General features: G+C 63.7%; 1 protein-coding gene (running past one end of the window). It reads right to left on the reverse strand.

Going from position 1 to position 25,092, the window contains the following annotated elements; all coding sequences use genetic code 11:
• A protein-coding gene (locus G503_RS13360) for a PASTA domain-containing protein (RefSeq protein ID WP_035021598.1) crosses the window boundary here: on the reverse strand, positions 1 to 24,725 show its start. It extends 42,091 nt beyond the left edge of the window; the window shows 24,725 of its 66,816 coding nt (coding positions 1–24,725); the start codon lies at positions 24,723 to 24,725; its stop codon lies beyond the left edge, outside the window.
• Positions 24,726 to 25,092: the final 367 nt, after the last annotated feature.

Genomic DNA, 25,092 nt, shown 5'->3' on the forward strand with positions numbered 1-25,092 from the left:
TGATTATATGTTGTAATGAGCTTCGGATCGTCGTCGGTGCCCATGTTGGTGTCGGTGGCCACGCATTGGCGGAACAGGCCCTCGAAGTCGATGACGTAATCGCCGTCGGGGTCGTAGATGGGCTTATGGTCGGGGCCGTACACCAACTGGGCAGTCACCTTGCCGTCGAGCGCGTTGTCGTTGTGGTCGGTGGTGGCGATGGGATTGCCGGAAGCGTCCACTACGGGAGTGCCGTCGGCGATCTTCCACGGGCCGCTCACCAGGCCCGCCTCCTTCAGCTCGCCCCAGGTGATGGACTTCTGCTGCTCAACGCCCAAGGCGTCGATGTAGGTGAAGGTGAAGTCGGTGGCATTGAACCAGCCGCCGTCGCATTCCACGCAATGGCAGTCCTTGCCGTCCTGGCCGCCGCAGGCCAGCGCCTCGATGAAGGCACGGCCGGAGGCATAGTCCTCGGTGGTGTACTGCTCGCCCACGATGGACAGGTAGATCTGGCGGCCGTCTTCGGTCACCTGCTTGGTCCAATCGGCGCTCAATACGCGCTTGCCCGTGTAGGGTTCGTAGGTCTTGTCGTCCACCTTCACATAGGGCGTGTACTGGTAGGCGATGCAGGTGCCATTTCGGTGGTCGGCGCAGTGGGCGTGGTCGGTGTACTGGTTGGCGTTCGCGCCGCCGTCGCGCACCAGGTAGGCCGGCACGTACACGTTCTGCAGGCGGAACACCTTCTCGGAGGCGGCCTTGCCCGCCTTGGTGATGTTGTCGTCGAAGGTGCTCTTCAGCTTCACGCGGGACAGATGGGCCGCGCGCAGGTTGTCCTCGCCCAGCACCCCGCCTTCCTTGGCGGCGTCCTTGGTGTTCTGGAAGCGCACCTCGTAGGTGGCCTTGGTGGGCGTCAGGTTATCGGCATCCACGCCGTCGCCGAAGTCGTAGATATGCTTGATGTCGGTCTGGCGCGTGATGGTGTTGGTGGTGTAGCCGCCCGAGGTGGACGAGCTCACCGTGAAGTCGTAGTTCCACGGCGCCGCGGGCACGATGGAGGCCGAGGTGCCGGTGTAGCCGAAGCTGTTGCCCTGGGTGAGCACCTCGCTGCGGTAGTTCTCGCTGGCCTTCTTAGTGCCGTTGCCCACCACGGTTTCGGGAGCGATGCCCTTAGCGCCGTTGTTCTCCGTCTGGATACCGGTGTTGTATCCGTAGCGTACCTTGTAGCCGGCCATCCAGGTGGTGTCCACCGCGGAGTTGCGCGGCACCCAGCGGTTGCCGGCGCCCACGGAATTGAACTGCTTCTGGTAGGTGTTGGTGATGGTCCAGCTGTTGTAGGAATGGGTCTGCTTGTCCTCGCTGCGCTTGAACGTGTCGGGAGCGTAGAAATGGTTGAAGTCCACCGTGGCCGTGGAGATGGCGTTGTTGATGTAGTCCTGGTACTTCGTCTCCTGGGCGGTGCTGTCCTTCACGAACAGCTTGTTGTTCTGGCCCTTGTAGATGAAGGGGCGGCCCAGCACGGCGTAGTCGCTCACGCCCTGGCCACTTCCGCGGTCGCCGTCGTAGGCGCGGGCGGTCTCGGCCGTGGCGTCGGCATCGCCGCCGTAGGGGCCCAGATCCAGCGTGTAGCTGGTCACGAACTCGCCCTCGGCCAGCTGGATGGTCAGCGGCGCATGGTCGCCCTCCAGGGCGTCCAGCGTCAGGCGATCGACCACCGGCGTCTTGCCGTCGTTTTCGAACACCGGGTTGCCCGCGGCGTCCTTGCCCTTCTTCACGTAGCTGTACTTGGGCGCGCTGTTCCAGTAGCGGGCGTCCATGAAGTCGGGGGTGTAGTCCACGGCCTCGCCGGCGTCGTTCACGCGCTTGAAGTACATCACCGCGTCGCCGTTGGCATCGAGGCCCTTGGTGAACAGGTAGGTCAGGCCCGGCGATTTGCTCTCGTCGGTGGTGGGCTGCAGGCTGGAGTCCACCATGGTCTCGGTGCCGTCGGCATTCACCAGGTACATGTTGTTCAGGCGGATGCGGATGGTGCGGGCCTTGGCAGCGTTCTTCGTCCAGCCGTTGTCGGTGGCGGCGTCATCCTCGGTCCAATCGGTGTCCTTGTCCCACGCGGTGGTGCGCAGAGTAATGAACACACGGTCCAGGTTGCCCGCCCGCTCGATACCGGCGTAGTTGGTCAGCGGGTTCAGGTGCGCCCACACGTTGGCGGCGGTCATGCCGGTGATGGAGCTCACCTTGCTGTTCACCGTGTCCACCGCGTTCGCGTTGGCCGCGTTGGTGCGGAAGAACTTCATGCCCATGCCCAGATAGCCGTAGTACTCGATATCCTGGTCGGGATAGATGGTGGGCAGGTTGTCGGTGATGCGGATGTTGTCGGCCGCCGACACGTAGGTGGACCAGGGCTTGTAGTCGTGGTCGCTGTAGGAGGTGTCGTTCGTGCCCGGCTCGGTACGGTACAGCGACACGTAGTAGGCCTCGTCGCCGCCGAACTCTGCCTGATCGGTGTGATTATCCGACACATTCGTGTTACCGGCCCAGCCCAGCGATCCCCTATCGCGCGTCACGGACTTCTGCACGTAGTTGCGGCTCTCATAGGTGATCATGCGCGACGAGGTCTTCAAATGGCGCATCTTGCCCTCGTCGAACTGGTAGTAGTGAGCGTGGTGGTGATAACCGTGGTAGCTGCACCAGCCGCTGCGGCAGCAGGCGCCCGAGCGGTGGAAGTTCTTGTAGCCCCAGGTGCCGCGGTTATACTCATCGGAATAAATGTTCAACGACTCAGCCGCACCACTGGTAGCAGTCTCGCCGTAGACATTCCCCAGAGCGCTGCCGCCATAGGCATCGGCCCAGGCGCCGGTCGACAGACGCTTGGGCGGCGTAGTAGCGTTGGCGCCGTCAGCGCGCTGGTCGGGCGAGTCGTAGCGCTGGGCCGCCGGATGCACGTAGTCGGAGCCGGAGTAATCGCCGCCGATGGTCATGTTCACCGTGGTGGTGCTCGTCACCGTGTTGTTGTCGGTGGCAGAGGTCACCTCGGCGTTGTTCGGGGAGTCGGTCTTGATGAAGCGGCCCGTCACCTCGAAGGACATGTTCTTCGTCCACTCAGCGCTGGAGGCGCTCAGGCTCTCGGAGAACCACTGGCCGTAGTCGGGGTACTTCGGGTTGCCGGCGGTGTCCAGCGTGCCCTGGTTGATGGTGACGTCGTAGACGATCTGGGTCACCTTGAACTCGGGCTGGCTGCCCTCGGGGTAGTCGTTGAAGGAATCGCGGTAGGCGTAGGTGGGGTTGTTGCCGAAGTCGGGCTTGTGCTGGCCGTCCTCGTACTTCATCAGGTTCAGGCGGAAGAAGTACTGGCCCGCGCCGTAGCTGGTGCTCGTGCCGTTATCGGCCCTCTTGCCCGTGCCGTTATCAAGCTGCACCGACGTGGCCGCCGCCGCGCTGCCGGCCGCCGCGCCGTTGGCCTCGGCCTGGGTGCGGTCGGTGGCCAGGGAATTGTAGTAGGCGGCGCGGATGTCCTTGCCCGACACCGTCATCGTCTTGGTGGAGCCGTCGGTGTGCTCGTACTTCACCGTCACCTTGTCGATGTAGCTTAAGGCCTGGCGCTTGATCTTGATGTAGTAGGCATCGAAGCCGTCGCCCTGCAAATTCTGCACCATCTCCAGATGCGCGCCGGTGTTGTAGGTGTACGACCCGATGGAGTTGTACTTCGGGTTGCCATTGGCCCAGTCGTAGCAGTAGTGCGACGCATGGCCGTAATGGGTGGCATGGTAGTGGGCCTGGTCCACGATGTTGCCCGCCGCAGCCGGATCGGTGGAACCGGCGCCCACGGCCTTGGTGCCGTAGATCCAGCGGCTGTTGCGGTCGTAGAACGACCAGTTGTAGCAGCTGGGGCAGCGGGTAAGGTAGAAGTTCGAGTTGCCCTGCTCCATGAAGAAGGTGCCTTCGGGGGCATTGGCCGTCACCGTGCCGCGGGCCGGATTCGGGTCGTAGCCCGAATGGTTGGCCGGACGGTAGGTGATGTTGCCGAGCGCGTTGGGGTAGCCGGTGGGATAGGTGTCCACCTGGCGGAAGTCCACCAAGAACGAGCCCTGGGCCTTGTAGCCGATGGCCAAGTCGCCCGAGGTCTCGTCCAGCGAGTTGCCCCAGCACTCGCTGTGCCCGTAGTGGGAGTGGCCGTCGTTGGAGCCCACGGAGTAGTTCGTGAAGCGCGAGGTCTTCGGGTCGACCGTGCCGCCGTTCAGCACGTCCCAGGTGTCGTACTTCGGCTCGTCGCTGGCCGTGCTGCCCGCACCGGGGATGCTCGGCGTCAGCGTGCCCGTGCCGCCCGACGAGCTGTCGGCACCCGACGACACCACCAGGCGCACGCGCTTCAGATCAAGGGGCGCGTCGTCGCCGGTGATGATCTCCTCCACATCCTGCTTCGTGTCGGGATCGGTGGTCACCTGCACGAGTCCCACGCACACCACGTGGTCGGCGGGAATCTCGTCGCTGGAGGCGAAATCGGTGGCCACGTCCACCGTGTAGCCGGCGGCCGTCAGCTTGGCCGTGGCCTCCTCCACGGTGTTGTTCACGCAATCCTGGAACAGCAGGGCGCGGGTGGCCGTGGCGCTCATCCCCTTGGAAATGGTGATGGTCACCGCACCGCGGTGGTCGCGGTCCACGGAATAGGCGCCGTCGCGCTTCACGCTGATCACCGCGCCGGCGGGCACGGCGGCCGCATCCCCCACGGGGTCGCTCTCGGCCTCCACCACGCCCAGGGTGCGGTCCACGGTGTAGCCCAGGCCCTCCAAGTCGGCGATGGCGGCATCCAGCTCCCAGCCGCGGTACTTCGATGCCAGCTCCTCCACTTCCAAGGCGTCGGGGCTCTTGCCCGACGACACCGTCATCTCAATCTGGGCCGGGTGCGCCACGGCGGGCTTGGGCACGATGCCGTCCACGTACTTGTCGGCCTCGTTATCGGGCTCGGGCAGGGGCGCGTTCGTGTCGGGGTTCACGTAGCCGGGCTGGTACTCGGGCTTCAGCGTGCCCTCCACGGCCGGCTCGGTGAAGGCCTCGGTGATCACCTTGTAGTCCATCACGTCGCCGGCGGCCACCACGTCGCTGAAGGCCATAGTGATGGTCTTCACCTCGTAGCCGGTGTAGGTCTCCTCGCCCACCGTATAGGTGGCCCTCGGCAGGGCCTCCAGGGCCTCGGCCTGGGTCATGCCGCGGAAATCGGCGAAGCGGTCGGGGCCGCGGGAGATGACCACGCTCACGGTGCCCTGGGTCTGCGGAGTGCTGCCGTCGTCGCTCATCACCGGCTCGGTCAGCTTCACGGCGCTGATGATGGTGCCCGCCTTGCTGTCGCTGTAGGCATAGGTGATATCGGCGTCGTTGATGACGAAGTTGAACTCCTTCAGGGCCTCGCGCGCAGCCTCCAGGGTCTTGCCCACCTGATCGGCGGCCTCGTCCACCACGGGCTCCTCGCCCCGCGACACCACTACCTTCACCACGGCCTTCGAAGCCTCGGTAGCCTCGCTCACCTTCTCGGCGGAGATCACGTAGCCGGCCTGCACGCCGGGCACCAGGCGGTACAGCTGCTTGCCCGCCTGCACGGCGGTCGTGGGATCGGCCACCTCCACATAGGTGGTGTTGCCGCTGTCGGTGTCCACCACGGCCTCGTACAGGGTCTCCCCCGCGTTGCCCGTGCCGTCCACGACCTGGTAGGTGGCGCTGCTGTACTCGTAGGTCACCTGCAGCTCGTAATCGAGATTACGCAGAATCCACTTGGCCGTTTCCTTGTCGGCCTCGGTGGGCGCGTACAGCTCGCCCTGGGCGCCCTCCTCGGGTGCCGGGCCGCGGGTCGACTGCCACCAGGTCAGGGTGCCCTCTTTGTCCTGTTCCACCACGGCGGCGTAGTAAACCGTTTTCTTCTTACCGTTCTCGGTAATCTCCTGCTTGATATACAGCTGGGTGCCCTTGGTCTCCCCCGCCCCGTTCTGGGTGCTCACCAAGTCCTCGGTGGCCACGGCCACATAGCCGTCGTGGATGCGGTAGAACACCGTGTCACCGGCGGGAGCGTCAACACTGCCGTCCTCATTGGTGCGGAACATCAACGTGCCGTCCTCAGCGCGGGTGAGGACGGCCTCCAGGTAGGTGCCGTCCTCCATCTTCACGTAGGCCTGCTGCGGCGTGGGCGCCGGGTTCTCCGGGTCGGTGGAAGTGGTGGTCACGTAGGCGTCGATGTCCGCGGCGTCGATGGCGGCGTAGCCGTCGTTCACCAGGTTTTGGTTGAAGCGGAAGAACTTCTGGGCGCTGCCGTCAACGGCCACCACGGGCGCATCGGCCGTTTCCTCGTACTTCGTGCCGACGACCTTGTCCACTTCGCTCTTGTTGGCGTCGTCCATCTCGTGGTTCTTGTCGTTCACGGTCTCGCCGGAATCCACGTCGGCGTAGGCGGTGCGGCTGACGGTATCGAAGTACATCTTCGACACGAAGATGAGCGAGCGGTCCTGGCGCGTGAGGGTGTAGGCATCCTCGGTGTTGTTCACCACCTTGTCGCCGTTGCCCATCACGCCGCCGCTGATGGCAGGCAGGTCGAGCGGGGCCTCACGGAACGAGTCTAAATGATTATATGTTTTAACATTGATGCAGCGGGACGTCTCGAAGTTGCTGTCGGTGTAACCCTGGATGAGCACCGTCTGCTTGTCGATGCCGCCGGCCGTGTTGTTGGCGTTCTTGGCGCAGTCCTCGGCCATGTTCTTCCACGCGTACAGCTGGAAGAGCGTGGGCACTTCAATGCCCATATCGTACACCTGCTGCTCGGTCAGCGAGAAGCTGCCATCGCCGTTCAGCGGGATGCGCAGCTTCTTCACGGCCTTACCGCCCACGGTGGCATCGGCCACGGTGAAACCGTGCTTGGTCAGCGTGGCGGCATTCAGCACCGTCTCGTTGATGCCTGCGGCACCCCGGGCCTGCAGCACCGATTCGCCCGTGGCGGCGCCGGTGGTGTATTCCAGCTCGAAGCCGGCCAGCACCTTCTTGCCGCCCTCCTCCTTGTAGTAGGGCCACAGCACGGCCTTGGCGCGGGCGTTGGCGTAGGGATCGCTCGTGAAGCTGGTCTTTGAGGCCTCGGCCACCTGGGCCGGCGAGTAGCCGAAGATGCGGATCTTGCCCACCGACTCGTCGGGGAAGCACTTCAGGTAGTTCCGCGAGATGCTGTAGCTAATGGGATGGAAGCCCGTGTACATGTTCTTCACGGAATTGGCGATGGCGCCCTTGTCGGTCTTGATGTCGCGCTCGTAGTCGATGGGGAACGTGATGTTCACATCGGTGTCGTCCAGCTTCGACACGGCGGATTCATTCTTCAGGTTCGCCCAGAAGTTGAAGGTCTTGCCGTAGGGCACGCTTACCTCGGTGCGGTTGCCGTCGGAGGCGTAGGTGGACGACTCGCCGCCCACCGTGGCGTTGGTGTAGTTGTCGCGACTGCCGTAGCGCACATAGGAGTGCACCTCCATATAGGGGCGCGCCACGGAAAGGGCGGCGCACTTGCGCACGGTGTCGTACGTGAACTGGGCGCTGCTCTGTGAGGTCTGGTCCTTCTCGGCGGTGTTCAGGGCGCTGTTGTCCTGCCAGTCGCTCGTGCGGCTGCCGCGGGAGTCGTAGTCGCCCTTCTGCTTCAGGAACAGGCGCGCGTGCAGGGTCTGGTTGTGCGGGTAGTAATGGTTGTAGTAGTCATTGCCGCCCGAGGAGTAGGAGTAAGTGCGGTAGCCGTTCACGCAAGGCGTGAGTGTCTTGTCGGTGGCGTTCAGGAAGCCGGCTGCACTCCAGTTGTTGTTGTTCACGTTGGAGGTGTTGTAGGCGGCGGTGTTGCCCACCGAGTTGTACCAGTCGGCCTTGCCCCGGGCCTTCACCGTCAGCATGCCCAGATCATCGGCCGCGCTCTCGCGCTGGCCGTTGTTGGCGGCGGTGGCAGGCAGCTTGCCCGCGGCGCCGGTGGCGTCGGTCTGGGTGCTGCTCACCTTGCTGGCGCGCCACGAGGGCTCCAGCGAGTCGTACTGGAAGTCCACCTGGTACAGGTAGCAGTCAGTCACCTTGTAGGCCAGGGAGTTCACCGTGGTGGGACCGGTGTAGTCGGCGCGGTTCGGCATCGTGGCGGTGCTCTTGAAATCGTTTGCAGCCGTGGCGAGGCCCACGGGGATGTACTCCTCGCGCGTTTTGTCGATGCCCAGGGTGTTCACCACGCTGGTGCCCCATACGGCATTGAAGTCGATCTCGTAGGAACCATCGGTCTTGGCCGTGAGGATGCTGGAATTCGCCGGCACCTTCAGGATGAACTTCTCGCCGTTGGGCTGGTAGAAGGTAAGGTCCACGCTGGTCAGCGCGCCCATGGTCTTCAGCGCCTTCGAGATGGTCAGCGCATCGGTCTTGAAGCCGCGCACCACGCCGCGGTAGGCGTACAGCCCGTTGGAATCAAGATCGTCGTCGGCATAGCCGGGCACAAGCATGTTCTTGGCCTTCATGCCCACGCTCTCGAAGCGGATGGAGAGCGTGGTCTTGTCGGCGCGGGCGCGGGTGGTGTTGCGCAGGGTGAACTCGTAGCCGCCCGCCGACTTGTTGGCCAGGGTCACCACGGCCTGGTTCGACGACAGCGTGTCGTTGGTCACGTACTCGTTGGCCTTGTTCACGCTGTCGGCGCTCGTAGCAGGGCGCGAGGCGGCCGCCTTGATGGCCGAGGCCTCCGAGGCGCCGGCGTACTTGATGATATCCAGTTTCTTCTCGCTGGACCGGTCGATGTTGCCGTAGAAGCTGGACAGCGGGAAGTAGTACATGGTGGACGACGTCTGCTCGTTGAAGCTGGCGTTGCGGTCGCCCACGGTAAGGGTGTTGAAGCCGGTGATGGGGGTAGTGGGAGTGCCGTGGGTCTGCACGTCGCCATAGATGCGGGCGGTGAGGCTCGTGTTGGTGCCCACCACCGCTGGGTTGTCGGTGGCCTTCAAGCCGTCGGTCGGATAGGTCTCGTACAGCTCGGCGTTCATGGTGTTGTACACCAGACGCACGTTCGCGATGTCGTCCAGCTTGCCCTGGGTGTTGGGGTTCAGCTTGATGTTCACGCCGCCGGCGGCCACCAGGGCCTCCAAGTCGTCGATATTCAGCGGCAGGCTGAGGGTGGCCTCGTGCTCGGAGGCGTTCGCCGTGGTGGCCTTCGTGGTGTAGGCGATGGAGCTGCCCGAGCGCTTCAGAAGCGCCTCGATGGTGGCATCGTCCAAGGTGACCACGGCCACGGGCTTGGTGGCCGACACGAAGGTGCCCGCGGCATCGTTTTTCTGCACCACGATATCGCCGGCCTCGTATTTGCCGCCCGAGGCGGCGGCGTTGGCGGCCGTGGCCACGAAGCGGCGACAGCTCACGCTGCCGTCGGTGAAGTCAACGCTGCCGGAATGGGGCACGGTGGCGGTGTGGCCGTACAGCCACAGGGTGCTCACGGTGCCGGCGCGGTTGGTCCAGTGGTAGCTCGTGGTGGTGTCGCTCGCCGGCAGCTTGGCGCGGTTGCGATCGTCGCCGTCGGCATAGCGGTAGTAGCCGTCGATCTCCAGGCGCTCGCCCATGAAGCCGCGGGTGGCGGTCGTCAGGCCGTCGCTACCCGTCAGCGACATCATGCCGTTCAGGGCCAAGTCCACATAGCCGTCGGTGGCCGTCGACTTCGAGCGGTTCACCAGAATGTACTCGTACCAGGCGTCCTCCTGGGGGTTGTCGGTGCTGAACACCGGCTTGCCGTCGGCGCCGATGTTGGCGAAGTTGCCCTCGCCCCAGCGATAGGGCACGTGGGTCACGGTATAGCGCAGCGCGTCGTCGATGACGTTGGTGTTCACCGTAGCGCCGGCGTTGTTGGTGGTCTGCGTCAGCGGGCGATGGGTGACCAGGTCGGTTTCCAGGTTCTTCTCGGCCGTCTTGCCGCCCGTCCAGTTGAAGAAGGTCTTCAGCTCGGGCTCGGCGGTCAGCGGCAGCATCTTGGCGAAGTCGCCGTCGATGGTGCGGCTGTTCACGTTGCGGTTCCAGCTCTCGGTCTTGTACTCGGTGGAGAACTCGCCGTTCAGGGCCATCACCGTAGCACGGGTGGGCACGCCGTACACATCCACGAAGGCCTTGTCGGCAGCCGTCACATTGGCGGCGAAGCCGGGCAGGTGGAAGGTGACGCCCACCACGTACAGCTCGTCCTTGCACAGGGTGCCGGTGTGGTTCACGCCGTCCTTGTGCTGGCAGTCCTTATCGTGGGCGAGCCACGCCTCGCGCGGCACGTCGATTACCCACTGGCCGTCCACCTTCTTCACGTAGTTCGCCAGGTTGATGGCCGCGAACTTCGCCGTGCCGTCAGCGTAGGTGTACACCTGGTTGCCGTCCTTATCGGCCGGGGTGGTGTCGGCGGCGCCGGCCATCTGGTGGATGGGCAGCAGGCTGGCGGGCTTGGTGGCCACGGTGATGGTCTCGGTGGCGTAGGACCCGTTGCCCTGCACGCGCTGCACCGTCTTGGTGGCGCTGAAGGTAGTGTCGGTGTGGCCCACGGCGTACACGTCCACGGTGGCATCAGCCAGGTACTTCTTCACCTGCTCCTCGGAAAGGGCGTTCAGTGCCGCGGCATCGGCCGTGGGGGCCACGTAGCTGCCCTGCTGCTCGTAGTCACCGGTGGCCACGCGGCTTGCGGACGCATCCTCGGCCATCTTGCCGGCCAGCAGAGCGGCCACGGCGGCGTTGTTGAAGTACAGCTCGTTGATCTCGAAGCCGCGCCACTGGCCGTCCACCAGCTCGCCGTAGATGGCGTCGCCGCCGTCGTAGTTGTTGGCGGCGCCGCTCACGGGCACGGCGTGGCCCGCCGAGCCGGTGGATGTGGTCTCGCCGGTGGTGGTATCGGTGGTGCCCCAGCCCGTGCCCTTGTTGTCGCCCGTCACTTCCTTGGCATCGTACTTCGTGCCGATGGTGATGCGGGCCGAGTCCATGGCGTAGGACGGCTCGTTGGTCAGCGAGAAGCGCCAGCCGGAGTTCTCGGAGCCCATCAGCGTCTCCAGCGGGGTGTTCGGCTGGTTCAGCACGCCGTTGGCGCCGGCGTGCACGCCGTCAGGGCTGTACTCCATCTTGGGATAGGCCTGCTCCTCGCCCACCGTCTCGGCGTACAGGTAGGTATAGCCGGAAATGCGGGGGCGAATGGGGTCGATCTGCGCGCGCAGCGTGGCCGCGTCGTCCAGGTCCATGCCACGACCGATGGTGTCGTTGCCCAGAGCGTAGCTGTCGGCACGGTGGTCCCACGAGCCGCTCTTGGTGGCATCGGCGTTCACGTCGTGCTGCTGGCGGCCGCCGTTGGGATGGCCAGCGCGGTCCTGCTCGCCGTAGTTCGTGTTGAAGGTGGAGTGCAGCACCAGGTCCTTCTCGGACACGTCGGTGCGGCCGAGCACGTCGATGGTGGCCTCGGCAGCTTCCTTCACGTTGGCGTTGAAGTGGTACATGTCCACGCGCAGCACCGAGAAGTAGCCCTCGTCCCAGGCCTCGGCCGGGATGATCAGGTTGCCGTTCTTATACTCAACGCCCGGCACCTTCAGAATCTGCTCCACGGTGAAGGTGTAGGTGCGCACGAAGGTGCCATCGGCACGCTGCACGGTGTCGATGGTGGCGCCAGTGGCCGGGTCGACCTGAGTCCCTTCGGTGAACAGGGGTTGGTCGGCCTCCCCGTCACCGTCGGCGTCGCCGGAATCGGCCCCGCCTTCCCCAGTGTTGCCCGCCGCCTTCCTCGTGGACGGGAACACCGTCAGCTTGATGGTCTTGATCGCGTTGCCGCGGCCGTCGGCAAAGCCGTTGCCCGTCATGGCCTGCTGATGCCAGGTGGCGTTGTCCCACGTTGCGGGATCCCAGGTCATGGCATCGATGAGGCCGCTCGAGAGGCTCACGTACTTCGCGTCGAAGCTGCGCCAGTCGTTGTCGTAGTCGCTGCGCTCGTCGACGGTGTTCGCCGCGGTGCCGTCGGGCACCTTCTCCTCGGGCATGGCACCCACCTGGATGTAGCTGTCGAACATCTCGTAGGCGCCCTCGGTGGCCGGGTTCGCCTTATCGTAGACGTAGGAATCGGGATCCCAGGTGGACTTGCCGCCGGTCAGGCCGGTATAGGCGTTGTTTGACTGCGCCACCTGCGGGTTGGCGTAGTTCGTGTAGGTGAAGCGCCAGCCCGCGCCGTAGTAGCGGAAGTAGGCTGGGGTGGAGTCGTGCAGCTTGTCGTCGGGCACGCTCACCGAATCGGCACCCAAAGCGATGTTCTTCAAGGGCTCCGCCGCGTCCACGAAGTAGGCCTTCGCGGTCACCTTCTGGCTGGACGCCGGCATGTGCGCGTACAGATCACCAAAGTCGCGGGTGTTGGTCAGCTCGTTGAAGGTGTTGGCACCGTAGGCGTTGAAGCTGTTGGGGGCCTTGTTGGCACCGGTGTCGTTGCCGGCGTACAGGTAGTTCCACTCGTCCACATCGTAGGTGGTGCGGAACTCGCTCTTCAGGCGCACGATGTCGTAGTACCAATCCCAGAACTGCACCACGGAATTGCCGTCGTTGTTCTCCCAACCGTGGTTCTCGCACCAGGTGTCCTTGTACTCCTGGCGCTTGTTCACGTCGGGCGAGTCGATGGCATAGCCGAAGAAGTCCACGTAGGCATTGTCGGTGGCCTTCAGCTGCTTGTCGAAGTAGTCGTACTCGATGGTCACGCCGGCCAAGTCGCCGCCGAGCCACTTGGCGCTCGTCAGCTCCACGTCGCCTGCGGCATTCTTCGTGATAGCACCCAGGGTGGAAGTGGTGTTGCCGTTGTCGCCGGAGTCACCCGTGGAGGTGCCCTCCAGAGGGCCGGTCGTGGTGGAATCGGGGTTCTCGGGCGTGCCGTCGCCGGGCACGGTGATGGTACCGGTGAGGTCGCCGCCGCTGGTGAACCACGCCTCCACCTGCTCGCCGGTGTAGGTGGTGCTGAACACCGGGGAGCCCATGACGGCGCCGGCCTCAGTGATGGTGCCGCCCGAGTCGGGCGTACCGTGGAACGAGGCGGCCGTGGCGTCCTTCACGTACCAGTTGAAGGTGATGGACTTGATGGCGTTCTTCGTGCCGGTCTGGTTGCCCGCCGCGTCGAAGACGGGCTGCTGGCCCGCGTCGAACAGCGCCTTGGACAGCGTGAGGTGCGTGGTGCGGAAGCCCGCGTTCTGCAGCAGGGCCGGGGCGGCGCTGTTGGACAGCGGCAGGATGTTGCCCAGGGTGACCCGGGCACCGTGGTTGATGGCGTAGCGCGTGTCGTTGCTGACCACGGCGCGGTAGCCCACGGCCTCGTCGCGCCAGTAGGCCTTCGGCTTCGACTCCCACGTCACCGAGCGCAGGGCGCTGCCCGTGGTGCCCTGGTTGGCCGAGGAGGTGGTGGCGCGCTTCTGCGGCGCCTCCACGGCGTTGGCGCCCAGCTGATCCAGGCTGAGGTTCCAGGTGCCAGCGTTGTTGTAGGAGTACATCTCCACCTTCGGGCGCACGGGCTGCAGGGCCACGTTCAGGCGCGCCCAGGTGGTGTAGTTGTACGACGCCTTGCCGCCCACCGAGGCGTCCTTGTACTGGTGGGCCGAGGGATGGTTGGCCAAATTCGCCGTGGTGGGCGAGCCGGCCACCACCGGGTTGAACCAGTAGCCGCGGTAGGTGGAATAGGGGTTGTAGGTGGAGTACCCGCTGTAGTTGTTGCTGCCGATAACGGCCGGGTAGTCGTAGTTCTTGATCTGGCTATCGTAAATGGTGGTCACCGCGAAGTTGCTGTTCAGCGACGTGATGGAGCCGCGGTTGCTCTGGGCCGCATCGTAGCGGTTCTGGGTGTTGTTGTTCCACCAGCTGGTCAGCCAGTCCGAGCGGAACGTGGCGTAGATGGTGTTGTTGGCCGCCTGGGAGATGCCCGAGTTGTCCACCCAGCGATAGGTGCCCGTGCCCCAGAACTCGATGAAGGCGTTCTCAGCGGCGGTGGTATTGGCCTTGAAGTCGCGCAGGTGGGTTTCCACGTTGCGGAAGTAGTGACCGCCCCAGGTCGCCTTGTTGATGATCACGTTGCCGTCGGCATCGCGGTACAGCGTCACCTCGCCGGCGGCGTTGCGAGCGGTCACCAAGCCGTCCTCCACGGCCACGGTGCTCACCCAGTCATCACCGGAATAGGGGTTCTCGGCCGTCGTATCGGTGGGATCGGGGGTCACCTCGCCGGCGGTCAGGGCGATCAGGTCGGCGCCCTGCACGGTGATATGCTCGTCGGCCGCGGCATCGTAGACGCGGTAGAACAGCGACAGGTCCACGGGGCGCGAGCGATCGAACACGCCCTTGGACACCACCACGGCGTCGGTGGTGAAGTTCACGTACTCCCCTGCCTTCACCGCGTTGCCGTCCTCGTCCTTCACCATCTTCTCCACAAAGGGAATGGCCTCAGTAGCGAAGTAGGCCTTCTTCATGTCGAAGGCGATGTTGGTATTCACCGGATCGTTCTGGGCCTCGTTGCGCAGGGTGAAGCGGAAGCCCGAGCCCTCGTCCTCATAGTAGGCCGTAGTGGTCTGGGCGCGCTGCAACTTGCTGCCAGTCTGATCGGTGCCGTCGGTGTAGTCGTCGTAGCCCGAATCGGAGGCCGGATGGGTCGAGCGCATGAACGTGGTGGGCGTGATCTGCTCGTCCGATTCATAGGGACGACCGTAGATCCAGGCCGTGGCGTCACCCGACTGGTACACGTTCGCGCCGCGCCAGTAAGTCTGCCACTCGGCCACGCAGCGCTTATACTGAGGACAGCCAGTATTGCCAAAAGCGTATTGAACAAAATCTCCAACGCGCGTATAGCCAGTGATGTGTCCGTAGGGAGAGCTCGATCCGTTGTTCCACTTGTTAGGCCAAGTCTCCAACTTGTAGTTGGCCACATTTGCACCGTAGGGACGCGTCGGCTCGTCCTTCATGTAGTGCCAGCCGTCATACTTGTAGGTGCAGCCGAACCAAGTGGACAACGGCATGTCCTTCACGTTGTTGGCCTCGCCCCACAGATCCACATAGGCGTTCTGGCCGTTCTTGCTGGTGGCGCCGGCATCCACATCGATGTGGCTGAAGCGGATGACCACGTTGGTCACGTATCCCTGACCCCACTCGTCCCAAGGGATGATCAGGTTGCCGTCGCCGTTGATGAAGCCGACCACGGTGTTGCCATCCTCATCGGTGTAATCGGCCCGGGGCAGCTGCACCACGCCGGTATGGGTCACCAGCGGCGCGTCGGTGCCCACGGCCCCGCCCACGCGCACCTGATGGGTGATGATATCGCGGGTATCGCCCAGGGCGAAGTACTTCGTCTGCTTCGCCGGCACCGCGGTCAGAGGACCGGAAGCGGCCAAACCGCGCGGGAAGTACTGGACCTCGATCTCCTTCACATCGGCGGACGCCAACAGGTCGGCCGACAGCATGATGTTCTTCGTCTGGAAGCCGCGCACCACGTTCTCGTATTCCTCCACGTCGTCGCGGTTGGCCACCAGCTCGTAGGACACGCTGGAGCCTGTGGGCACGAAGCCGTTGTCGGTGGTGCCGTCGGCGTACTGGTAGTTCTTGCGGTTCGTGGTGCCGATCTGCAGCTCGCTCTCGAACACGGCGCGGCCCGTGTTGCTGAAGCTGAAGCGGTAGGCTGCGCCGTCCTCGCCCCAGTAGGCCTTCGCGCCCCCGTTGTCGTTCTGGGAGCTCAGGTTCAAGGGAGCCAGATCGTTCATGGCCTCATCGGCGGTCTTGCCGGCATCGAAGTAGGCCTTAGCCGTCAGCGCCATGTTCGGCATGCCGGCGATGGCGTACAGGTTCGCCTGGTCGTCGGAATAGGTCAGCTCGCCGTCGGGGCTCACCGCGCCCGGCTTGCCGGCCAGATCCCAATCCTTGTTGGGATAGGTGGCCTTCAGGCGCGAGTCGGCCTGGATGCATACGTAGTAGTTGCCCACGTAAGCGTTGTAGCCTAGATAGCGATTGTCGATACCGCCGTGATCGCTAGCAATTGGATCACGACCCGACACGCCATAGCCACCGCCCGGGCAGCCCCACGAGTGGTTCGAACCAATGTGCACAACATCGCGCTGATTGAAGTTAGGGTTATAGTCGCTCGACTCCGCGTGATACGGGTCGGTAGCCAGCGACACGTTGGCCGAGTCGATGGCGTAGCCGAACACGTCGGCCCAGGCCTTGTCGGCCTCGGTCACATTGGCGTCGATGCGCTTGAAGTGCACCTCGAAATAGTAGGCGTCGTTGTTCAGCCATTCGATGGCGGGGATGGTCACGTTGCCGCCGTCCCAGGCGCCGTCGCCGTCGGTATCCCAGTACTTCTTCAGCGTGGTATCCCAGTCCAGCGTGGCCACGGCAGCGCCGGTCACAGCCACCAGGCCGATGTTGCCGCCCACCACGATCTGGTTGTTCGATCCGCTGGGCACCACGTACTGGCCGTTCAGCTTACCGGAGCCCGAGCCGCTCGCCACCTTGCTGTTCGCGGGGATGTGGCGCACGGTGATGTAGTCCACCTTCGCGTGGTTCAGCAGGCCTTCCGACAGTGTGAGGTCGGTGGCGTGGTACGACAGCGTCTCGTCCAGGGCCTTGCCGAAGCTGTCCCAGCGGGGCACCAGGTTGCCGATGGTCAACTTCGCGCCCATGTACATGGGGTAGGCCGACTTGTTGGTCACGATGGCGCGGTAGCCGGAATTGCGCTCCTCGCGGTAGGCGATGGGCTTGTCCACCTTGATCTCGCCCGACACGGCCGGGTACTGCTTGTAATAGTTCTGCGCGAAGTTGGTGCGGTCGGCCACCGAGTTCGACGGGTGATCGTACAACGTCTGCTGGTTCACGTGCTTCGTGGCCACGTCCGGCGTACCGGGCGCACTCGCGTTGGCCTCATGGCCGTAGGCGCCGATGGCCGAATTCGGGCGCACCGGCGGCAGCACCGCGTGCAGGGCCACGCTGCTCGTCCAGGAACGGGTCCACTCCTCGATGGCCTGCTTCGTCTTGAACTTGGCGTCCAGCTGGAAGGTGCCGCGGTTGGTGTTCTTGCCGTGGAACTCCACATAGGCGCCGGTGTTCTCGTTCACCCAGCCGTTGAACTTGGCGTAGTCCAGAAACACGCGGTTCAGATAGCCGCGGCCCCAGGCCTGCCAGTCGATGATGTAGTTGCCCTCGGCGTCCTGGGACACCACCTTGGTCGCCGTGGGATTGCCCGCCTCGTCGGTGACGAACGCCTCGGCCCAGGCGGGCATGGCCGCCGGGGTGGAGGACAGCGTGCCGTCGTCGTTCAGCTCATAGCCGTAGATGCCCTCGATCAGATCCTTCAACTCCAAGCGCAGCGGATCGGAGGCGTCGGCATCGTCCATCTCGAAGTACTCGATGTAGGCGTCCATCATGTCGCCGGCATAATAGCTCTGCTTCTCATCCAGGCCCGAGGCCTTGCCAGAGAACAGCTCCTTGGACAGCACCACCTGATAGGTCTGGAAGTCGATGAGGCGCTCCACGCCGTCGGAATGGTCGCGGGCATCCACCAGGCTGTGGTGCGACATGGGGCCCATGTCCACCGTGGCGCCCAGGCTCATGGCGTATTTGGTGTCGTTGGCCAGGGTGACGCGATAGCCCGACTCGTAGTCGTAGAAGGACTTCTGCTGCGGGGCCACCACGGGCTTGTTGTTCGCATCAAGCACGGGCTTCTCTTCCAGGCCCGTGGCGCTCTTGGTCAGGATGCCGCGCTTCCAGTCGAGCTGCAGGCCATCCTGCTCCACCTGGCCGTCGCGGTTCAGGCCGATGAAGTCGGGGTTGAACTGGCCCGCCACGTCGCTCGCGGAATCCAGGTTCGCATAGGCGTCCACGATGGGCGTGCCGTTGGCAGGGTACGGCATGCCGTCCACCTTGCCCAGGGAGTCCACGGCCGTGTCCCAGCTGGCCTTCGCGTAGGCCGTGGAGAACACGGCGCCGAAGGTGAGCAGGTCCTGATTCACGATGGTGCCGTACACGTCCATGTAGGCGTGGTCTTCCTGCTTCAGCCCCATGCCGAAGTTGGTGAAGTACTGCTCGAAGCCGCGCAGGTAGTTGTTCTTGCCCCACAGCTTGCTGGTCTCCAGGTTGATGATCACGTAATCGTTCACCACGCTGATGCCGGCGTCGGCGATCTCGGCGGCGGTGGGACGGGTCTTGGTGCCCGCAGCGAAGGCGGCCTCGTCCTGCTCGGTAAAGGTGTTAGTGGCCGCGCGCAGCAGCAGACCGTCGATGGTCAGGTACTGCGGCGCCTGGTTCGGATCGGGGTTGGTGGCATCGAAGTACTCCAGCTTCAGGTCAGCCAGCACGCCGCCCTTCAACACGTCCTTCGTCACCGAGTTGCCCTCGCCGTCGTCCTCGGTCACCGTGGTGGTCTTCCACAGCGCGGGGCTGATCACCAAAGCCTGGGTGTTGTAGTCGGTACGGCCGTTGGTGATGAAGGGGATCTTGCGATCCTCGGTCTCGGTGGACGACACGGGAATGCCCGCGCCCTGGGAGTCCTTCAGCACCACGCCGCCCTTGATCACGGCGTTGCCGATGGCGAAGTTGGAGTCGTTGGACACGTTCACGCGCCAGCCGGTGCCCGGGTCGCCGATGTAGCCCTCGAACACCTTGTCGTTGTTCTGGGTGTCCTTCTCGATCAGGGGGCGGCAGCCGTCCTGGCTCTTATAGGAGCCCTGGTGGGTGTGGTTCTTGTCGCAGCGAATGGAGCCGTCGGCATTGCGCAGGTACTCCCAGTTGCCCAGAAGCGCCTCGGCATCGCCGTAGGTCTGGCTCTCGCGCATGCCCTCGGTGACCACCTGCAGGTTGTAGGGGGCCTTGCGGCTCGTGAACGACGCCGTGGCCGAGGCCTTCACGTTGCGGCCGCCGAAGGTGGTGGAGTACTTCTCGTAGCTCGTGGTGAACACGCCGGTCATGGCCATGGTGGCCAGTTCCTCGGGAGTGCCGTTGATCTCCACGTACATCTTCTTGCCCGACAGCTCGTGGGTGCCCTTGAACTGCTCGAATTCGACGCTGATGGAGCTGAAGTACTGGTTCAGCCACACTTCCGGCGTGAGCGTCACGCCGTTGGGGGTGCCGTCGGCCAAGGTGACGCGATGGGCGTCCAGCATCTTCTGCAATGCCTCGCCGGTGTAGGTGGTCGGTGTGGTGGTGATGGCGCCGTTGCCCAGCTGCGACAGCGAGCGGATGGTGATGGAGGTGATGGTGCCGGCGTTCAGCAGGTCCTCCGACAGGCCCACGCAATCGGTAGTGAAGCCCGCGGCCTCCTGGTTGCCGTTCACGTCGTTGCGGGTGAACATGTCGCCCACGGTGAACGTGGCTGGGTCCATCATGGAGTTGTCGCCATTGCCCAGGGTGAAGCGCCAGCCCGCGCCCGAACGGGACAGGATGGGCTGCACATCCGGATCGCTGGAGCTGATGGCGCTCTTCGGGTCGTACAGCTGGCTGGCCATGGCCACGGCCGTGGCCGACACGGTGGGCTTCGGCGGCGTCCAGGTGCGATCCTGCAGGAAGGTGGCGGTGGACTGCTCGGAGGTCTGCACCTTCGAGGTGTAGTTCTGGGCCGCGTGGTTCCACGTGCGCTGGCCGTACTTCACGCTGGTGGTGTTCTTGTAGTCGGTCTGGGGTACCAGCATGGATCCGGTCACCTTCACCGCGATGGGCAGGGGCACCGGGTTGCCCTGCTCGTCCTTCTCGATGTCGATGGGCGTGACCAGCTGCATGCGCATACGGCCCGTGAACGCGATAATCTCGTCGCTCTCGGGCGTCAGCTTCGTGGCGATGCCGGGAATAGGCGAGATGCCGCGCGCCTCCATCTTGGCGGCCAGGCTGGCAGAGCGGTCGTCATCGTCGCCGCCCAAACGATAGGTGTGGCGCCACACCGTCTCGCCGTTCTCGTTGGTCACCTGCTCGGACTTCAGGTAGCTGGGCATGCCCAGATTCACCCAGTAGTGCTCTTCCTTGTTGGCGTCCCCCTCTTCTTCCGAGGTGCCCGTCACGGCAATTTCGAACTGGGCCACGGCCGAGTCGTTCAGCGCGCCGCCGGGCAGGTTGCTGATCTGCTCGGTGAAGTCGCCCTTGTGGGTGTTGAAGTACTCCTCCAGAGGCTTGTTCTTGTCGGTGCCCAGCTCGTAGTCGGTGTCTACCAACAGCTCCAAATTGTGCAAGCGGAAGTTGTTCGGCAGGGTGTCCAGGATCTCGGGACCGGCCGTAAGCGAGAGGGCCTGCTCACCGTAGAGCGGCATGTTGCCTTCCGTGGTAAAGTTCTTGATCTTGTAGCTGAAGGGATAGCCCAAGAAGGTGTTGGTGGTGGTGCGGGTCTCCACGGGCTTCTCGCGCTGATCGAAGCCGATGATGGTGCCGCCGGCGTTCTTGCGCGGCTGCCACGTGTCGATGACGGCCTTCTCGCCGGTCATGGACGACTCGGGCACGCCGAAGGGCGACTCGAAGGACGGGTTCGTCTTCGACCAGGAGTAGTCCTTGCCCACGCCCAGCTTGCCGAAGCTGATGGTGGTAACAGCACCCAGAGTGACGTAGTAGGCGTTGCCCACCGCGCCCGACTTCAGGTTGATGTTGGTGGTGTAGGGCGAGGCCAACAGGAAGCTGTAGTGGGAATCAGCCGCACCGCTGGTGTCTTCAGCGGGAATGCGGTTCTCAGGGTACAGATGACCGCCGCTGTACTCCGGCTTCACGGGATTGTTGTTCTCGTCCTTATCGTTGTACACGTTGAAGTTCACCAGACCCGACTGGCCGTTGGTGCGGTAGGGAATGGAAACGGCGGGGTATTTGAATTCCGCTTTTGTGGTCGGGTCGATCTTGCCGTCCACGATGGGGTAATCGTCGTCGTGGCTCGTGTCGTACTCGATCTTCTTGCCGATGAGCTTGCCATCTTTATCATAGGAATCCACATAGTTCTTCGGACGGCTCTTGGCGCGGGTGTTGATGGAGTCGATATTCGCGAAGGTGCGCATATCCAGCTCGTCATAGTCCTTCTGCAGCCAGTCGGTGGTGTTGTAAATGAGCACGCCGCCCTCGTTGGGCTTGCCGATGTACATGGAGTTATCGGCCGCTGGCTCGTCATCGCCATCGGCCGCAAGCGAGGGAGTGCGCGTTACCTGGCCGAAGGTGTTCTTGTCGATAGAACCGGTGGCCGGGTCGTACTTCCACTGCATGAGGTCCTGGTTGGTGATGCCCTGGTTGCCGTTGTCCGAGGTGTTGAACAGACGGAAGAAGTACTCCAGATAGTCCACTTCGGAGTTGCCGGTGGAGGAGTTCTTCGTGTCCACCTTGTACACCATATAGTTGTAGCGGTCGAACAGCACGTTGTCGGAGATGGCCTCGTAGGTGGTGTCCCAATTCAGGTTCGTGCGCAACAGCGTCAGTTTACGGGACTTGCCACCATAGCCCTTTCCCATCTCGGCCACCAGCTTCTCGCCGCGGCCGCCCGCGGGATACCAGTACTTATCCACGCCAAGTACATTCTCGGTCCACACGCCAGCCTCACCACCATAGTAGATGGTGCCACCCGCGTTCTCGGGCAGATTGCCGATCATGTTCACCACACCATTGGGCACCTTCGAGTTCAACTGATATTTGGGCATTTTTTCATCATACCCGGTAGCGGTGCCGCTCGGATTATCCTCGGCCGGATACCCCACGGTGGAGCCGTGCCACTCGAACATGATTTTGCCCGTCACGCCACGCATGAAATTCAGACCATCAAGCTCGGGATATTTGTCGAAGTCTTGAATTTTTGAAGTATCTAAACCACCCGAAGAGAGAAAACCGTCCAGCTTCACTTTCACTTCATCGCCCTCATGGGTGAAGATGAGGTAAACACTCCAATTGTTTTGCAGATTGTTTACATTGGGCAACTCCACCGCGAATAGCTGGTGCTTGGAAGGCTCCATGGGCTCGCCCGTCTGCTGATTGTAGGCTCCCCCCTTGCTTTTCCAGTCACTGTACTCGTAGGTGGACATGGTGGCACCGCTGGCAGCATCATAGTACAAGTAGGGAACATGCAGGTACAGTCGGGTACCCAACTTCTGGTAGCCCAGAGCATCCATCTGTTGATTGTAGTCTTCGAGCTTCAGCGACTTCACAAGATTGGTATCGCCTTTGGCCTCAGCAGCTTCCACGCGCGATTTATAAGCCGCCGACACCGTAAGGCCTGCCACACCAGCCGGGTTCTCAGCAGCGGCAATAGCGGCATCAGCGCTGGCATAGGTCATACCATTCGCCGTAGTAGGTTGCTTGTAGGTATTGTTGACGTAAGTGCCAAAGTAGTTTTCACCATAAAGGCTCCAACCGCCCCAGTAACCCTGTCCGCCACTGGACTCCACCTGCATCGAAATCGTCGGTTTTTCCTGATTATTCACCAAATAGGTATCGGAACCGAGAGCCGTGGACACCTTGTCCACAACCAGGGCGGGATTGAACAGCGTATCGGACAGCACGCCGCCGGTGCTCGTGGAAGGAGCGAGGGCATAGGTGTCGATGCCGAAGGCCATGAGCGGCATCATCAGTTCCTCGAGCGAGGCGTTCAGGATGGGGTCGGGATCCACGGGCTCGGGGGCCGGGGCGGCCTCGTCCTCGGCAGCGGGCTCGTCGGTAGCGGCCGGCTCGTCGGTCGACTCGTCAGCGGCAGGCTCGTCGTCAGTCGCGGGCTCATCGGTCGCGGGCTCGTCGCTAGGCTCGGGCTCGGTCGGCTCGACGGGCTCGGGGGCCGCCGGCTTCGGGAAGGTGACGGTCTGCGACTCTATACTATATATATAGGTAGCATCCTCGTCGGCCAACGTGTCGTTCACCGTGGCGGCGCCGGCCACGTTCTCCTCCTGCACCGCCTTGACGTTCACCGCCGCGGTCAGCGTGAGCGCGAAGGTCTCGGGGTTGTAGGTGGTAGCGTCGGGATCGGGCACCTCGGTAGGCTCGGCCCCCTCGGAGGCGTCGCCCTCCCCTTCCGCGTTGTCGCCCTCGACCGCTTCGGGGGCCACCTCGATGGCGGGCACCGTGAGCGCGCCTTCCGCATAGGGCACGGCCACATAGATGACGCGGTTGTTCTCAGCCTTGCCCTCCATGGCGTCGTAGGTGAGCGCGTCGCCCTCATTCGTGGCGATGGCCACATCCGCGACGCCGTCGGAGACGGGGGTCACCGCGGCCAGGGCGCGCCGCTTCTCTTCGGGCTTATCCTTGTCGGCCTCGGCCAGAAGCGCCTCGGCGGTGGCGGGGTCGGCCGGGTTCACCGTCGCCAGATCCTGGGCGGTCAGACCCGTGGCGTCGAAGGCCACGATGCCGGCGGCGTTCACCGCACCGGCGCCCTCGGCGGTGTCGGGCTGGTCGGCCACGCGCAGGGTATAACCCTTCTCGGCGATGGCGCCCTTGGCGGATTCCAAGGTAATAAGATAGGCCATCCAGCCGGTGCCGTTCTCCATCACCGGCTCGCCCACGGGCTCCACCTTGGTGGTCAGGGCCACCTGCGGCTCGGCGTTGGTCAGCTTCACCGTGACCGGCGCGTCCTCGGCGGCCACGTAGCGCACGTCCTCGATCTTGCGGGTCTTGTTGTCATCGGCGAGGATGGGGGTGCCGTCCTCGTTACGCGGCGCGGTGTAGGAGTTCACCGTGGCCGCCACCGACACCTCCACAGCCTCGGCGGCCGGGGTGTTCTCGGTCAGCGTGGCGATGGCGCCGGGCAGCGCGGTGCCCGCGGGCAGCTGGCCGCGGGTCTCGTTCACCGTGATGCCGTGCTCGTCCTGCACGCCGTCGAAGCGCACCACGATGGTGCCCGACAGACCGGCGGCGGCCTCTTCGGCCGTGTGCTTCAGGTACTGGCCCATGTGCTCGGTGTACACCGTCCAGCCCGCGGGCAGCCCCGGGAAGCTGAGGACGGCGCGGGCATTGGCGGCCTCGCCGCCGTGAGCCTTCCAGTCCTCGGCGGAGTTCGTGCGCACCCACTCGCCGGCGGCGTTTTGGTACAGGTAGGGCGCGGTGAAGGTGAGGGCCACGGCATCGGCGTCCTCGGCGCCGCCCAGGTAGCCGCCCTCCAGGCTGAGGGCCAGATTGCCCAGAGAGGGCACGAGCGTAAGCGAGCCGGCGGCCACCTGGAAGGCCTCGTCGGAGGCGCGCCAGGCGCCGGTGGCGCTCAGCGAGAACGCAGCGCGCGCACCCAAGGCGGCGGCCAGTTCCTCGTCGCTGTGGGAGGCGGCGTTCTGGATACCCTCGGTCTTCTTCTGCTGAGCGTCGTCGGACAGCTGCGGCAGCACCTTTTCGGCATCGAGCAGATTTTCAGGCAGATATGCCTGCATATCTGCCTCGCTGACGATATCGTCAGCGGCCGCGTCGTCCCCGGTGTCGGCCGGCTCATCGCCGTCCTCCGACCCCTCGTCGGCCGCCTCGGCGTCATCGCTCTTGTTGGCCATCTGGCTGGTGTCGCCGTCATCCAGATCGTCCAAGATCTCGTCGCCGCCGTTGCCCGAGGCCATGGGCACGGCATCGTCGCCGATGATCATGCGCTTGGCCTCTTCCAGAGCGTAGGTGTTCCAGCAGGTCAGCACCAGCAGCACCGACAGGACCCAGGCCAGGGCCTTGCCCATGGGGCTGAGCTGGCGGGGCGCGTTGCGGCTGATCACCCCCTGCTGCAAGGCGCTCACGTCCACCGGAGTCGGCACCACACCGGGCTCGCGGAAGGCGGTCTCTTCGTTCAAACCCTGAGTTTCGATTCGTTCGTTGCTCATGTCTTCGCTCGTTCTCTCTCTTGCCTTTTCAGAGGTTTTTTGTCTCTGATCAGCTATTTCGCTGTCGTTTCCCCTTTTGAGGCCGACAGGTTTTTTCTCTCTCAAAAACGTCGGTTTCGCCTTTTGGGCATAGGAATGCCAAAGAGCGTTTTTGTTCATGGATAATTATCTACAAAATGGCAACGAAGTAAAGTCGAGAAGGTTTCAATTTCGGCTGTTATACGGGGCTTTTACTGTTGACTCGGCGTTAGATTTGTGCTCCGCAACCCCTCTTTCGCCCTTCATGCCGCCACACAAAATTGCGAGAAATTCACTCATCCTTGAAAATTTCCTGAAAATGAATAGTCATTATATGATTCTATCATTC

Origin of the sequence: Adlercreutzia mucosicola DSM 19490 (genome assembly GCF_000422625.1) — a bacterium.
Classification (GTDB): Bacteria; Actinomycetota; Coriobacteriia; order Coriobacteriales; family Eggerthellaceae; genus Adlercreutzia; species Adlercreutzia mucosicola.